Origin of the sequence: Blautia wexlerae, from assembly GCF_013300825.1 — a bacterium.
Taxonomy (GTDB): Bacteria; Bacillota; Clostridia; order Lachnospirales; family Lachnospiraceae; genus Blautia_A; species Blautia_A wexlerae_B.
The window spans coordinates 150794-166934 of record NZ_JAAIMY010000002.1; the positions used below are offsets into that span (position 1 = coordinate 150794).

The 16141-nt window shown below is 43.6% G+C and carries 12 protein-coding genes; 11 read left to right on the forward strand and 1 reads right to left on the reverse strand.

The window, feature by feature from the left end; genetic code table 11:
- Positions 1-292: 292 nt before the first annotated feature.
- Genes G4417_RS02120 through larC form a run of 4 tightly spaced genes read left to right on the forward strand, consistent with a single transcriptional unit; the run spans position 293 to position 3702 of the window.
- A complete protein-coding gene (locus tag G4417_RS02120) occupies positions 293-1477 on the forward strand; it encodes an ATP-binding protein (RefSeq protein ID WP_173682474.1) in 1185 nt (394 codons plus the stop codon).
- The gene (locus G4417_RS17105) at positions 1474-1608 is read left to right on the forward strand and encodes a hypothetical protein (protein ID WP_274597607.1); all 135 of its coding nucleotides are present in this window, start codon (positions 1474-1476) and stop codon (positions 1606-1608) included. The genes G4417_RS02120 and G4417_RS17105 overlap by 4 nt, the downstream gene beginning before the upstream one ends.
- Positions 1586-2347: a nickel pincer cofactor biosynthesis protein LarB gene (gene larB / locus G4417_RS02125; RefSeq protein ID WP_020993373.1), complete on the forward strand. Its 762-nt coding sequence runs from the start codon at positions 1586-1588 to the stop codon at positions 2345-2347. Before G4417_RS17105 ends, larB begins: the two co-directional genes overlap by 23 nt.
- Before the next feature lie 2 nt (positions 2348-2349).
- On the forward strand, positions 2350-3702 hold the full coding sequence (gene larC, locus G4417_RS02130; RefSeq protein ID WP_173682475.1) for a nickel pincer cofactor biosynthesis protein LarC: 1353 nt from the start codon (positions 2350-2352) through the stop codon (positions 3700-3702).
- 167 nt (positions 3703-3869) lie between these two features.
- On the opposite strand, the gene G4417_RS02135 is transcribed toward larC, so the two are convergent.
- Complete coding sequence (locus tag G4417_RS02135; protein WP_173682476.1) at positions 3870-5822, reverse strand: TIM-barrel domain-containing protein; 1953 nt, start codon at positions 5820-5822, stop codon at positions 3870-3872.
- 390 nt (positions 5823-6212) lie between these two features.
- Here G4417_RS02135 and G4417_RS02140 point away from each other — a divergent pair, with 390 nt between their 5' ends.
- The 7 genes from G4417_RS02140 to ispF all read left to right on the forward strand — a co-directional run bounded on the left by G4417_RS02140 (position 6213) and on the right by ispF (position 16120).
- The gene (locus G4417_RS02140; protein ID WP_173682477.1) at positions 6213-7601 is read left to right on the forward strand and encodes an alanine/glycine:cation symporter family protein; all 1389 of its coding nucleotides are present in this window, start codon (positions 6213-6215) and stop codon (positions 7599-7601) included.
- Positions 7602-7670: 69 nt separating this feature from the next.
- The gene (tsaA, locus tag G4417_RS02145; protein ID WP_173682478.1) at positions 7671-8381 is read left to right on the forward strand and encodes a tRNA (N6-threonylcarbamoyladenosine(37)-N6)-methyltransferase TrmO; all 711 of its coding nucleotides are present in this window, start codon (positions 7671-7673) and stop codon (positions 8379-8381) included.
- Positions 8382-8526: 145 nt separating this feature from the next.
- Positions 8527-9846 (forward strand): aspartate kinase, encoded by a 1320-nt coding sequence (locus G4417_RS02150; RefSeq protein ID WP_025580286.1) that lies wholly within the window; start codon positions 8527-8529, stop codon positions 9844-9846.
- A gap of 356 nt (positions 9847-10202) precedes the next feature.
- Entirely contained in the window at positions 10203-12560 is a 2358-nt protein-coding gene (locus G4417_RS02155) for an ATP-dependent DNA helicase (protein ID WP_173682479.1), read from the forward strand.
- 125 nt (positions 12561-12685) lie between these two features.
- On the forward strand, positions 12686-14179 hold the full coding sequence (locus tag G4417_RS02160; protein ID WP_243872048.1) for a serine hydrolase: 1494 nt from the start codon (positions 12686-12688) through the stop codon (positions 14177-14179).
- A gap of 181 nt (positions 14180-14360) precedes the next feature.
- A complete protein-coding gene (locus G4417_RS02165) occupies positions 14361-15635 on the forward strand; it encodes a sn-glycerol-1-phosphate dehydrogenase (RefSeq protein WP_173682480.1) in 1275 nt (424 codons plus the stop codon).
- A 2-nt stretch (positions 15636-15637) separates the two neighbouring features.
- The gene (gene ispF, locus G4417_RS02170) at positions 15638-16120 is read left to right on the forward strand and encodes a 2-C-methyl-D-erythritol 2,4-cyclodiphosphate synthase (protein WP_118409590.1); all 483 of its coding nucleotides are present in this window, start codon (positions 15638-15640) and stop codon (positions 16118-16120) included.
- Positions 16121-16141: the final 21 nt, after the last annotated feature.

Consider the following 16141-nt stretch of genomic DNA (forward strand, 5'->3'; position numbering starts at 1 on the left):
TGCACATCTTTTTTGTTCAGGGGCAGGGGACGCGCAGAAAAATAATTCATTTTGTGTGCACACACAAAATTTTTGCGGGGTGTTGAGGTGGGGAGAGGGATGGAGATGGAATAGAAGTGAAAGTTGGCTGCTATTCGGAGAAGTGTGGTGATGAGAAAGGGTCAACAGAGAGGGAATGTGTTGACTATCATAGGGTTTCAAAGTATAATGATGGCTGGTGAATTGGGCGGAAATATAGGGTGATTCATCAGATGTAGGCGATTGATTTTTAAGAGATAAAGGCAGGTTATATATGAATACAATTAGTGTGGAAGAGTTGGAGAAGATTGATGCTTCTGAGATTACGATCGTGGATGTGCGGCCGGCGGATCAGTATAGTAGGGGGTCTTTTCCTGGGGCGGTGAATATTCCGCTGGATGAGTTTGATGAGAAGATGGAGGCTGTTGACAAAGATAAAACAGTATATGTTCTCTGCCATACGGGGGACAGAAGCCGGGATTGTGTGGAGAAGCTGAGTGATGCAGGGTATGAGGCTGTGAATATTGAAGGTGGATATCGTGCCTATCTGAGACTTTCTCTGAGCCGTTTTATGGAGAATGATGCTGAGGAGCAGAAGGAACTGAAGACGAAAGAGATTGAGCACAGTATTATCAAGACTTTCAGAAAGACGGTCTGGAGACCGTTTACCAAGGCTTTGAATGAGTATCAGCTGATTCAGGAGGGGGATAAGATTGCTGTCTGTATTTCAGGTGGTAAGGACTCTATGCTGATGGCGAAGCTGCTTCAGGAGCTGAAGCGTCATGGGAAGATTCATTTTGAACTGGTGTTTCTGGTAATGAATCCGGGCTATAATGCGGATAACTGGAAGATTATTCAGGATAATGCAGAGCTTCTGGGAATTCCTCTTACGGTTTTTGAGAGTGATATTTTTGATACAGTGGCAGAAATTGAGAATAATCCCTGTTACCTGTGTGCGAGAATGAGACGTGGTTATCTGTATTCTCATGCCAAGGAACTGGGATGTAATAAGATTGCGTTGGGACATCATTTTGATGATGTGATTGAGACGATCCTCATGGGTATGCTGTACAGTGGTAAGGTGGAGACTATGATGCCGAAACTGCACAGTCAGAACTTTGAGGGAATGGAACTGATCCGTCCTATGTATCTGATTAAGGAATCTGCAATCAAGGCATGGAGAGATACCAATGGGTTGCATTTCATTCAGTGTGCATGCCGTTTTACTGAGAACTGTGTAAGCTGCGGTGGCGGACGTGGTTCCAAGCGTGATGAGATGAAAGAGTTGGTTGCGCAGTTTAGAAATACAAGCAGTGTGATCGAGACGAATATCTTTAACAGTGTGCGGGATATTAATCTTCGTACTGTTATGGGATATCATAAAGATGGAGAATATTATAATTTCCTGGATGACTATGATCAGCGTGGAAATAAGGGCGTTGATAAGGAAAAAGAATGATAACAGCAAAATCTTCATTTGTGGAAGAGAAATACACTGCTCAGTATTATAGTGGGAACGGTTGTCTGTATGCTTCTGGTGCAGGTGGTGTTCTAAAAGGAGGGATTCATGACCTTACAGGAGATTCTTGAAAGTGTAAAAAGTGGTTCTGTATCTGTAGAAGAGGCAGAGAGAATCCTTAAGAAAGAAAGTTATGAAGAAATGGGATATGCGAAGCTGGATACAAGCCGCAAGGCAAGAACCGGTTTCGCAGAAGTAATCTACTGCAGTAATAAGGCAGATGAACATCTTCTGAATATTTTTGAAAGATTATACAGAGAAGACGGCGAGGTATTTGGAACCAGAGCTTCCCAACATCAGTATGAACTGGTGAAAGAGAAGTTTCCGGAAACAGAATATGATCCGATCTCACGCATCTTAAAGGTTGAAAAGAAAGATAAGAAGCGTATTGGTAAGATCGCCGTGTGTTCAGCAGGAACTGCAGATATTCCGGTTGCTGAGGAAGCTGCACAGACAGCGGAATATTTTGGCACAAATGTTGAACGGATTTATGATGTGGGAGTCAGCGGAATGCATCGTTTATTCTCCAGACTGGAGACGATCCAGAGTGCGAACTGTGTAATTGCAGTTGCGGGAATGGAGGGAGCTCTTGCCAGTGTGATGGGCGGTCTGGTGAGCAGACCGGTGATCGCAGTACCGACTTCTGTGGGTTATGGTGCAAGTATGCATGGTCTTTCGGCACTTCTTACTATGATCAATTCCTGTGCGAATGGGATTGCTGTGGTGAATATTGATAACGGCTACGGTGCCGGCTATCTGGCAACACAGATCAACCGTCTGGCAGCAGGTACAGATGAGAAAGGAAATTGATTATGGGAAAAACATTATATCTGGAATGTTATTCAGGGATAAGTGGTGATATGACGGTTGCGGCTCTTCTTGATCTGGGGGGTGACAGAACTGTGTTGGACAAGGTGCTGAGAAGCCTTCCGATATCAGGATTTGAGACAAAGATCAGCAGAGTTGTGAAGTCCGGAATAGATGCATGTGATTTTGATGTTGTGCTGGATAAAGAGCATGAAAATCATGACCATGATATGGAATATCTGCATGGACATCATCATGAAGGTCATGAGCGCAATCACGCCCATGGCACAGGAACAGCGCAAGACCATCACCATCACGAACACCGTGGAATAAAAGAAATTACCTATATTATAGAGCATAGCGCAATGACTGAGAATGCAAAGAAGATTGCATTGCGTATATTTGAAATTCTTGCAGAGGCAGAGAGTAAAGCACACAATGTGCCTGTGGATGAGGTGCATTTTCATGAGGTGGGAGCAGTGGACTCTATTGTGGATATTGTGTCTGTGGCAGTCTGCCTGGATGATCTGGATGTTACAGAGGTGATCGTTCCTGTTCTCTGCGAGGGCCGTGGAACTGTCCGTTGTCAGCATGGCATCCTGCCAATCCCGGTTCCGGCAGTTGCAAATATAGTAAGTGCCAATCATTTACATCTGAAAATGACAGAGGTAGAAGGTGAACTTGTAACGCCTACAGGTGCGGCGATAGTGGCAGCAGTGAAAACAAAAGATAAACTTCCGGAAACATTTGAAATCCAGAAGATTGGAATCGGTGCAGGTAAACGCCAGTATGAGTGTTCGGGAATTTTAAGGGCAATGATTATCTCACAGAGCGCAGAAATAGATGAAGAAAAGGCTCAGACAGAAGAATTCAAAAACCCGGAAATCAGAAATAATCCGAAAGCTGAAAATCAGGAAATCAAAGATACGATTATCAAGATGGAGACAAATATTGATGACTGCAGTGGAGAAGTTCTGGGATTTGTGATGGAACGTCTGATGAAAGCCGGTGCCAGAGATGTGCATTATGTGCCTGTTTTTATGAAAAAGAACAGACCTGCATGGGTTCTGAATGTGATCTGTAAGGAAGAAGATATAGAAACGCTTCAGAATATTATTTTTGAAGAGACTACTACGATTGGAATTCGTTATAGCAGAATGGAACGTACGATTCTTCCCAGAGAAACGAGAACCCTTCCGACTCCCTGGGGAGAAGTTCTGGCAAAGGTATGCATTTTGAATGGAAAAGAGCAGCTTTATCCGGAATATGAGAGCGTTGCACAGTTGAGCAGAGAAAAAGAGATCCCGTTTACAGAAATTTACCGTTATATTGTTTTGGCAAATAAAGATAAAGAATAACAATGTAAAAGAAAACAGTCACATACTTGAGTGAATATCTCAACATTCATCAGATGTATGTGACTGTTTCTTTTTATTATTTTTATGAGGTGACTTCTGGTTCAGTTCTATCTGCTGCCTGGTACTTTTTGCAATTCAGGCAGGGAAAGTTGTCTGATTCGGTTAAATTACAGAGTACTTACACCGTCATCATCATAACGGTCATATTCAGCCCCCTCATATCCGATCATGCGGATAGTAGCCGGATCAATGTCTTTTACTGTCTGTGCAACATCAGCAACCGGGATTGCTTTTCCCTTGCGGATGAACAGTGGAACTTCATTCAGGGCAACTTCTACATAGTGATGTCCTTTTTCAAGGATTTCCTGAAAGATGGTTCCATCCGGCAGGAATTTTACGAACATCATTTCTTCCGGCAGATACACATAGCGGCCTTTTGCATTCTGTGTATAAACAGGTGCGATCATGATTTCGTTTCCGAGGAGAAGCTGATCTTCTACCTGAGTTGCGAATGCATCGTCTGTGTAGTCAAATGCCAGAGGACGGAACATCATGTCATCGTTTAATGCAGCTTTCATGTATTCACTGTACAGATATGGAACAAGGCGATATCTGACACCGATCACATGACGGAAGTCTTCGATATTTTCAAACTGGTAAGCTTCCTGTTCTCTGGTTCCCAGAGCGGAGTGGTTTCTCATAAGAGGTGTGAATACACCAAGTGCCAGCCAGCGCAGTACCAGATCACGTGTGGTATCTGCACCGAATCCGCCCAGATCTGCACCTGTGTAAAGGAAACCGCACATATTCAGGGATGGAAGCATCTTTAAGTTCAGAAGGATGTGTGACCACCAGGATTTATTGTCTCCCATCCAGATTCCGCCGTATCTGTGCATTCCCACATAGGAGGAACGGGAGAACATCAGGAAACGTTTGCCAGGTGCGATTTTTTCAAATGCTTCACCTGCTGCACGGGTCATGTTATAGCCAAACAGGTTATGTACCTTGTCGTGGCGGATCTTCTGACCGTTTACATTGTGATAGAAGCGTTTGTAATCTTCCGGATTATTTGCAAGTCCTTTTACCTTTGCGCCGAGAACGAATCCAGATGTTTCTTCATTGTCCATGAAGTTGTCTTTGATGTATTCTTTTAATTCAGCAACGCCTTCCGGTGTGCAGAACATTGCAGGCTCGTTCATGTCATTCCAGAAACCGTCAATTCCTTTGGAAATGAGACGTTCATATTTCTGTCCGAACCATGCTCTGGCATCTGCGTTCAGGACATCCGGGAAATGAGTCCAGCCCGGCCATACAGCGGAAACGAAATCACTGCCGTCTTCACGTTTGCAGAAGTAGTTCTTCTCAACGCCTTCTTCATAAACATCATAGCCAGCCTCTACCTTGACACCTGCATCGATGATCGGGACAAGGTGGATGCCTTTTTCTTTCATTTCATTGACATAGGCCTCAAAGTCAGGGAAGTTTTCCTGATTGACTGTGAAATCTTTGTAGTCTTCCATGTAATCGATATCCATGTATACCATATCGATTGGAATATTGTTTTCACGATATCCGTCAGCAGCTTTTCTGAAGTCATCAGCAGTTGTATATCCCCAGCGGCTCTGACCGAAACCAAATGCGAATTTAGGCGGGATATAGCTTCTTCCGATGATTTTACGGAACTGTTTTACGATATCGTAAGGGGTTTCACCCTCGATCACATACAGATAAAGATCTGCATCCTCACAGGTGATCTTTAACTGGGAAGAGAGTGTGTAACCGATATCAAACTTCAGTTTTCCGGGATAATCAACGAAGAGACCGAAAGTCTGCTTTCCGGAGATTACGAGGAAGTTGTGTGCTCCGTAGAGGGAGATTTTATCTTCTGTATGGTTTGGCTGGTCGGAACAGTTGCTTTCATAAACGTATCCACGTTTGTTGATTCCGCGGTTTGATTCGCCCAGACCATAGACAACATCGTTGTCATCCATGTCATAAGTAAAAGAGAAGCCGTTCTCTGTGGAGATAGTTCCGTATGCAGGAGTTCCCTCAGAAGTCGGGATGGAAGTTACGATGGCATCGGTTTCAAATGGGGTTCCGTAAGTATATTTCTGAATCATTTTGTCATATCCTCCTTAGGTTGAAAATGGTCAAGCGGAAAAATCATCCGCTTTGCTACGTGGCGCTACACCGAATAACTGAAACGCTTAAGTACTGTTAGAAAATACATAGGTGTTTTCCTTGATTTCATATTTACAATAATAGAGGTTTGAGTGGGGAAATGCTACTGAAATTATGACAAATTTATACGTTATTTTGACTTTTTAACCGAATCAAGTAAGTCCCCTGCTTCAATTACGAAAAGCAATGAGCAGTGGAGTGGATAATTTTAGCTGCTTGCTCTGGCAACTTATTGTGCTTTAATGCTTTATCTTAATAGAATTTTTCTGTACATACGGTGAAAAAAGTGCTAAACTGTTATTATTACACGAAAGAAAGGTTTATTTAACATGCTTCAGACAATTGAATCCATCAATAACGTCGTAAATAATTTTATCTGGGGTGTCCCGGCTATGATCTGTATTATCGGCGTAGGGCTTTACCTGAGCCTGCGGACCGGTTTTGTCCAGATCCGCAAATTCCCGTATGCGCTTAAAACCACACTGGGAAGAATTTTTAAGAAAAAAGAAGCTTCTGACGGTTCCATGACACCTTTCCAGGCAGTCTGTACTGCACTGGCAGGTACAGTAGGTACGGGAAATATCGCCGGTGTTGCCGGAGCTATCGCCATCGGTGGTCCGGGCGCTGTATTCTGGATGTGGGTTTCCGCGCTCCTTGGAATGTGCACGAAATTTACAGAGGTTACCCTTGCAGTACATTTCCGTGAGAGAAACAGACATGGAGATTATGTAGGCGGACCTATGTATTATATTAAGAATGGTCTGGGAAAAAATTGGAGATTTCTTGCAGTTCTTTATTCTGCATTCGGTGTACTGACTGTATTTGGAACAGGTAATGCTACTCAGGTAAATACCATTACAACAGCAATTGACACAGCTCTTATTAACTTTAATGTGATCTCAGAGTCTTCCACAGGCAGACTGAATCTGATCCTTGGAATTGTGATCACGCTGCTGGTTGGTATGGTACTGCTGGGTGGTATCAAGCGAATTGGAAGTGTTTCCGAGAAGCTGGTGCCCTTTATGGCATTGTTTTATATTGTACTTGCATTGGGCGTTGTGATCTTAAATATCGGAAGAGTTCCGGCAGTTTTCCATGATATTGTTTATGGAGCCTTTAATCCGTCAGCAGTGACAGGCGGTGTGATCGGAAGCTTTTTCCTCAGTATGAAAAAGGGTGTTTCCAGAGGTATTTTCTCCAATGAAGCCGGACTTGGTACAGGGTCTATCGCTCATGCCTGTGCAGATACAAGCAAGCCTGTAAAACAGGGTATGTTTGGTATCTTTGAGGTATTTGCAGATACGATCGTGATCTGTACTCTGACAGCACTTGTGATCCTTGTAAGCGGCGTGCCGGTAAATTACGGTGCAGCGGCAGGTGCAGAACTTACAATTTCCGGATTTACTGCTACATACGGAGGCTGGGTTTCCATCTTTACGGCAGTTGCCATGTGCTGCTTTGCATTCTCAACGATTATCGGATGGGGACTTTACGGAGCACGCTGCATTGAATTCTTATTCTCTGCAAAAGTTATCCGCCCATTTATGATCGCATATTCATTAGTAGCAATCCTTGGCGCAACTGTAGATCTGGGGCTTCTCTGGAGCATTGCTGAGACATTCAACGGTCTCATGTCAATCCCCAACTTAATTGGTGTATTTCTGCTTTCAGGAACTGCCATTACACTTACGAAAGAATATTTTGCACAGAAGAAATAACAATAATAGCCCGGAGAGTTATTTTTCCGGGCTATTATTTTATGAGAAAGGTAAAAGGAGAATAGAGCCATGGTTCCAATCGCACATATAGAAAATGATTTTCCGACCAAATTCGGTATCCCCAGGCAGAGTGGACGTGTAGGGGCGCTTAAAGCGAGAATCGTATTCGAACCGGAATATCGCAATGTGGATGCCTGTCGTGGTCTGGAAGAGTTTAGTCATATCTGGCTGATCTGGGAGTTTTCGGAGGCAAAGAGGACAAAGTGGTCACCGACTGTCCGCCCGCCCAGACTTGGGGGAAATGTGAGAAAAGGAGTTTTTGCCACAAGATCTCCCTTCCGTCCCAATTCCATAGGATTATCCTGTGTGAAGCTTGAGAAAGTAGCTCTGGATGAGCCGGACAGCCCTGTACTTTATGTAGAAGGTGCAGATCTGATGAATGGAACACCGATTTTCGACATTAAACCATATATTCCTTATGCGGATTGCCATCCGGAAGCAACAGGAAGTTTTACCGAATATTCCAAAGATCATCATCTGAATGTAGAATTTCCCCAGGAGCTTCTGGAAAGAATACCCGGGGAAAGCAGAGAGGCTCTGATCGCAGTGCTTGCAGATGATCCCCGTCCTGCTTATCAGAATGATCCGGAACGGTCTTACGGAATGCCTTTTGGAGAGAAGGATATTCATTTTCGGGTGGATGGAGATATCCTTCGTGTTTATAATGTGACAGAATTTGTAAAAAAACAGCAGGAATCTTCGGTAGATTGTGGAAAATAACCATTTTCGGATATTTCTGTAAGAAAGGCTTGCAAAATTGGCGTTTATTCAATACAATATTAAACAGACTTTATGTTGGTAGAGTGACAAAGACTGATAGGAGATCGGTCTGAAAATATTTAGTGACATATGAGGAGCAGGAAAAATGAAGAAAATTGTTAAATTCGGAGGAAGTTCTCTGGCAAATGCAGAGCAGTTTCAGAAAGTAGGGGAGATCATCAGAAGTGATGAGAGCAGACGTTATGTGGTTCCGTCCGCTCCCGGAAAGAGATTTGACGGAGATACAAAGGTTACAGATTTACTTTATAAATGTTATAATACTGCAGTTGAAGGGGAAGATTTCATCCCGATTCTGCAGGAGATCAAGGGAAGATATTATGAGATCATCCGCGGACTGAACCTTGATCTTTCTCTGGAAGACGAATTTGTTCAGATCGAAGCTGATTTCAAGGCACAGGCAGGCACAGACTATGCAGCATCCAGAGGAGAATTTCTCAATGGTAAGGTGATGGCAGCATATCTGGGTTATGAATTTGTTGATGCAGCAGATGTGATCCGTTTTGATAAGAACGGAAATCTGGATGCCGAGAAGACAGACAGACTTCTGTCCAAAAAGCTGGCAAAATGTGAACATGCCGTTATCCCTGGATTTTATGGCGCTGGTGAAGATGGAAAAGTTAAAACTTTCTCCAGAGGCGGTTCTGATGTAACCGGTTCTCTTGTGGCAAAGGCTATCAAGGCAGACCTCTATGAAAACTGGACAGATGTTTCCGGTTTCCTGGTAACAGACCCACGTATTGTTAAAAATCCGGAAGTGATCGAGAGCATTACCTACAGAGAACTCAGAGAGCTTTCTTATATGGGTGCAACTGTTCTTCATGAAGATGCGATTTTCCCGGTTCGTAAAGAGGGAATTCCGATCAATATCAAAAACACAAACAGACCGGAAGACAAGGGTACTTTTATTGTTGAGAGTACATGCAAGAAACCGAAATTTACAATCACAGGTATTGCAGGTAAGAAGGGATTCTGTTCTATCAATATTGAAAAATCCATGATGAACAGTGAGGTTGGTTTCGGACGTAAGGTACTTCAGGTATTCGAAGATCAGGGAATCAGCTTTGAGCATGTTCCATCAGGAATCGATACGATGACTGTATATGTACATCAGGATGAATTCGAAGAGAAAGAGCAGCAGGTAATCGCAGGAATCCATCGCGCAGTACAGCCGGATTTCGTAGAAATGGAATCTGACCTTGCACTGATCGCTGTTGTAGGACGTGGTATGAAATCCACCAGAGGTACAGCAGGAAGAATCTTCTCAGCACTTGCCCATGCAAATGTAAATGTGAAGATGATTGACCAGGGTTCCAGTGAGCTGAATATCATTATCGGTGTGGAGAACAGAGATTTTGAGACTGCAGTAAAGGCTATTTATGATATCTTTGTAATTACTCAGATCTAATTGAGAATTGCAGGAGCTCCTTCACAGCGGAGCAATTTGTGGATATAATGTTTACCAATTATAGGATAAATAAAATAATGGGCCGTCAGAAATCAGCATAGAGATTTCTGTCGGCTTTTTATGTTATAGGAAATTACTCCGTAATGTTCCTATAACATAAAAAAGCCCTCCGGGCAGGATCGCACTGCGACGGAGAGGAATTATGTCGCTGAAGCGACCCGTTGTAGGCGGAGAATCCTGCAAGCAGGATTCTTTCTTAAATTCAGGAGTTTTTACATGATGATGAATTCTGTGTTATAATGAACGGACGATGTGGATAATTATTTGACAGCTATTGTTGCGTGAGGTGTTTTGGTATGGATAAGCCGGTGGTTCGTATTTCCGTCAGAAATCTGGTGGAGTTTATATTAAGAAGCGGGGATCTTGACAACCGGGGAGGATCTTCTGACAGAGAAGCAATGCAGAAGGGCAGCAGACTGCACAAAAAAATACAGGGCAGGATGGGAAGCCATTACAGAGCAGAGGTTTCTCTTAAATATAAAACAGAATATGAAGATGTAAGTATCCAGGTAGAGGGCAGGGCTGACGGAATCTTCACAGAAGATGGACAGTATTGGATCGATGAGATCAAGGGTGTTTATGCAGATGTCAGTCAGTTGGAAAAGCCTGTGGAGGTTCACCGTGCACAGGCAATGTGTTATGCCTGGATCTATGCACAGGAGCAAAAACTGGAGAAAATCGGAGTGCAGATGACATATGGGAATCTGGACACAGAGGAGCTTAAGTTTTTCAGAGAAGAATATACGCTGGAAGAACTCGGACTGTGGTACCAGAATCTTTTGGACAGATATCATAAATGGATCGCATACCAGATTGCATGGAAAAAAGAACGGAATGTGTCCATGAGTGATCTGGAGTTCCCTTTTGAATATCGTGAGGGACAGCGAAAAATCGTATCCGGTGTATATCACACTATATCCACAGAAAGACAGATTTTTATCCAGGCACCTACAGGAGTAGGAAAGACCATGTCCACGATCTTTCCGGCAGTGAGAGCAGTTGGTGCAGGACTGGGGGAAAATATTTTCTATCTTACAGCAAAGACCATTACCAGGACTGTGGCTGAAGAAGCTTTCTCCATATTAAAGGAGCATGGACTGAAATTTAAAGTGATCACCATTACTGCGAAAGAAAAGCTGTGCTTCTGCGATAAAACAGAATGCAATCCTGAGAATTGTCTGTGGGCGAGAGGACATCTGGACAGAGTGAATGATGCTGTTTTTGAACTGTGGACCACGCAGGACAGCTATGACAGGGATACTCTGCTGGAATATGCGAAGAAATGGCAGGTGTGTCCCTTTGAAATGTGCCTGGATCTGGCAGTCTGGGTGGACGCTGTGATCTGTGATTATAATTATGTATTTGATCCCAATGTTTATCTGAAAAGATTTTTCGGGGAGGGTACTTCCGGAGAATATATTTTTCTGATTGACGAAGCCCACAATCTGGTGGACAGGGGAAGGGAAATGTACAGTGCTCATGTGGATAGAGCGGATTTACTGGAGGCGAAGAGACTGGCCGGGGATTACAGCAAAGGTCTGGTGCGAGCACTGGAAAAAGTGAACAGACAGCTTCGAACTCTGGAAAAGGAGTGTACAGAGTACGAAATCCTGCCAAATCCCGGAGCAGTTTCTCTGGGAATGCTTCAGGTGATGGGGGAGATGGACAAGCTCCTGGAGGAACTTCATGGAAAGGAACTTCCGGAGCAGCTGCTGGAATTTTACTTCTGTGTGAGAGATTTCCTGAACATTGATGAACTTCTGGATGAAAATTATGTGGTTTATACAGAAATGGGAGAAGGGGGAAAGGTGATTCTGCGGCTTTTCTGTGTAAATCCTGCAGCAAATATTCATAGATGTCTGGAAAAGGGAAAAAGTGCGGTGTTCTTTTCTGCGACTCTGCTTCCAATGGATTATTACCGTGCACTTTTAAGCACCAGAAAGGATGACTATGGGATTTATGTGACTTCTCCTTTCAGGCAGGAGAACAGGTGCATTCTCACAGGACGGGATGTGAGCAGCAGGTATACCAGAAGAGGATATGAGGAATATCACAGGATCGCATCTTACATTGCCAGAGCTGTATGGACAAGAAAAGGAAATTATATGGTATTCTTTCCTTCTTATAAATTTATGGAAGATGTTCTGGAGGTGTATGAGAATGAGTTTTCAGCGGAATGGGTTCGTTGTATTTCGCAGACATCGGGAATGAATGAAAGGGAGAAAGAGGAATTTCTGGAGGAATTTTCTGCATCAGAGGGAACGCTGGTAGGATTTTGCGTGATGGGCGGGATTTTTTCAGAGGGGATTGATCTGATGGGAGAGAAGCTGATCGGAGCAATCATCATAGGGACTGGTCTTCCTCAGATTGGAACAGAAAGGGAGATCCTCAGGCAGTATTATGATAAAAAGGGTGTGAATGGATTTGATTATGCATACAGATATCCGGGGATGAATAAGGTGCTGCAGTCAGCCGGGCGTGTGATCAGAACCCAGGAGGACACAGGGATCATACTTCTGCTGGACGAGAGATTTACAGGAAAAGATTACAAGAATCTGTTTCCTGCTGAATGGTCTGACAGGGGAAACTGTACTTTAAATACTGTGGAAGAACAGCTGGGGAGCTTCTGGAACAGAATCAGAGAAAAGAGCTGAACACTGATACTGAGATTCTGGTCTTTGCTGGAAAAAAGATAAAAATCTTGCTATCCTGAATAAAACAATATATACTTTGCTTACTGTGAATGGGATGTGAAAAGAAACCGTAAAAGGAGTTTTGCATGAGAAAAAATAGACAAACAGTGAAATATTATATTAAAAGTTATATCATAGCCGGAAGTCTGGCCGGAGCCATTTCCATGGCACTGGCTTTGCCGGCTTCTGTTATGGCTGCACAGCAGAGTCTTGCATCTGTTACCGGGCAGGCACAGATTCAGCCAATGGGAGATGGAAGCGGGAAATATATGATGAAGAGTGACGGATTTTACTGTCTGGATGTGAACGGTGCCGGAAGTAACCAGGCAGAGATCCATTATTTTCAGGATTATGAGATAGACGGAACTGTATTTGACGGATATTATTACCATGATGCAGATGGGAAATTCAAAGCCTGCAGTCCTCATATGGAGCATCTGAAAGGTGTTGCAGTGTTTGGGGATAAGACAGATGAGGAAGCTGGTACACAGAATGCCCAGGAGGCAGAGAAATTTGACGGATATTACTTTGTGAACAATCTGGGGCGTCTGTCAGCAGCACCGCAGGTAAGGTATATTGACAATCTGGCAATAGACGGGATTACTCTGAACGGATATTATTATTTTGATGAAAATGGCAGACTGGTAACAGAACCTGGCATCCATTCGCTTGAAATGGACTGTTATGAGATGAATTTTGACGGGAGCTATTATTTTGGCGGTACAAATGGCGCCCTGCTTCAGGAAAGCACAGTGACGGATGATGGTTTTATTGTGGATGATACGGGAAAGATCGTGAATATGGATGACCTTGGGATGGACAATCTGAAGCCCCAGCTTGAGAAGATGCTGTCGGGATATCAGGGAACATGGAGCGTTTACGTGAAAGACCTTAATGAAGAAAAGGAAATCCTGATCAATGATACTTCCCTTTATTCTGCAAGTCTGATCAAAGCCTTTGTAATGGCAAAGACATATGAGGACATGGAGCAGGTAAAGGCAGATGAGGCAAAGAAATTAAATACTGCAGATACAAAAACTGTAGATGTAAAATTAAATGACCTGCTGTGGAATATGATCACAGTCAGTGACAATGAATCCTGCAATGAACTGGTGAAGCTTCAGACAGATTCCCTTGATTTCAAAAAAGGTGCGGAGGATATTAACAAATATCTGGAAAAAGAGGGCTATACAGAGACAAGTGTGCAGCACACCCTCCATCCTGCAGCATCCGCACAGGAGAGTCTGGGTGGCAGAAACATGACTTCTGTAAAAGATTGCGGCACTCTGCTTGAAAAAATCTACAAGGGGGAATGTGTCAGTAAAGAGGCGTCAGAAGAAATGTTAAATCTTCTGTCAAATCAGGAAAACACCTGGAAAATCCCCCAGGGACTTCCGGATGGAATAAAATCTGCCAACAAGACCGGCGAGACAGATCAGGATCAGCACGATATCGCAATTGTCTATGGCGAAAAGACAACTTATATCCTATGTGTGATGTCTGAAAACTGCCCGGAGAGTACGGCGGTGACGAACATACAGAATATTTCAAAGATTGTATATAATTATTTGAACCTGTAGCCGCCAGACCTGCGCGGAATGATTGATTTTTACAGGAAAATCATGTATAATACCAACGAACTATGCCTATAGAAAAAAGTTTAACCGAATCAGGTTGTGAAACAACTATTCAATTATGAGCAGATAGTCAAACGGATGATTTTATCCGCTTGATTCAGGAAAGTCAGGAGGAAGAATTTAAATGCGAGTTGATGCGGACGATTTTGCCCGACCTTGCAGCTGCGGCAGGGAACACCAGATTGCAGTGAAAGAGATTTTGATAGAAGCCGGAGCTGTAGAGAAGCTTGAAGAAGAGATGTCAGAGGGAATGCTCAGAGAGTACATATCCCCGCTGGTCATCTGCGATACCAATACCTATGCGGCAACAGAGGAACTTATGGAGGATATCTATGACAGGTGCCAGGTACTTGTTCTGGATGCAGAGGGACTTCAGGCAGACCGGCATGCAATAAAAATTGTGGAGAACAACATGGAAGAGGATATTGACCTGATCCTTGCAGTAGGAGCAGGCACGATCCATGATATCAGCCGTTATATTGCACATAATTACAAAGTACCTTTCATTTCAGTGCCTACCGCAGCAAGTGGAGATGGATTTGTAACAACAGTAGCAGCAATGACCCTGGATGGAGTAAAGAAGACTGTGCCTTCAGTAGCTCCGATCTGTGTATATGCAGATACAGATATTTTTTCAAAAGCACCACAGCGCCTGACTGCAGCCGGGATTTCAGATCTGATGGCGAAATACATCTGTCTTGCAGACTGGAAGATCGCGAACCTGGTCACCGGAGAGTATTTTTGCCACGAAACTGTAAAGCTGGAAGAGAAAGCGTTAAAAACTGTGAAATCTTCGATTCAGGATATTACAGAGGGAGAGGAAGATGAATGCGAACAGCTTATGTATGCATTGATTCTTTCCGGACTTGCAATGCAGATGATTGGTAATTCAAGGCCTGCGTCCTGTGCAGAGCACCAGGTCACACATCTGTGGGATATGGAAGTGATCAATGGTCCGCTGGATGCACTTCACGGAGAGAAGGTTTCTGTAGCAGCACTTCTTGTACTGGAAGAATACAAGCGTATCGCTGCAGCCATCACACAGGGAAGATGTCACGCAAAACCCTATGAGAATGAAGATGAGGAACTTCTGAAAGAAACTTTTGGAAAAAAAGGACTTCTGGAAGAAATAAGAAAAGAAAACGAGCCGGAATTGTTAGAAACTATTTCACCCCAGCATCTGGAAAAATGCCTGCATGGGATAGAGGAGATTATTGATGAGCTTCCCAGTGAACAGACTATGTTCCGTTTGCTGGAGAAAGCCGGATGCGCGAAAACTGTTTATGATATCGGACTTGATGAAGCGGCTGTTTTGCCAAGCCTCAGACTTGCTCCTTATACAAGGAGACGGTTAAGCTTATTGAGAATCAGCAAGATGCTGGATATAAGAGGAGAATGATTATGCGTGTTGGAATGGGATATGATGTACACAGGCTGACCGAAGGCAGAGATCTGATCCTGGGTGGTGTGAAGATAGACTGGGAAAAAGGTCTCCTGGGACATTCAGATGCAGATGTACTGATCCATGCAGTTATGGATGCACTTCTGGGAGCTGCTGCACTGGGCGATATCGGAAAACATTTTCCGGATACAGACCCTGCATATAAAGGAATTTCCAGTATTCTGCTGCTGGAGCATGTGACGAAGCTTTTGAGAGAGCACCATTATGAAATCGGAAATATAGATGCAACGATCATTGCACAGAAACCAAAGATGGCACCTCATATTCCACAGATGAGAGCCAATATGGCGAAAGCAATGGGAATCAATGAGTCTCAGCTGAACATTAAGGCTACTACAGAGGAGAAACTGGGATTTACGGGAAGAGAAGAAGGAATTGCATCTCAGGCGATCTGTCTTCTTAATGAAAGAAAAGAGAGTTAATGATAGAGAAAACTGGAGGAA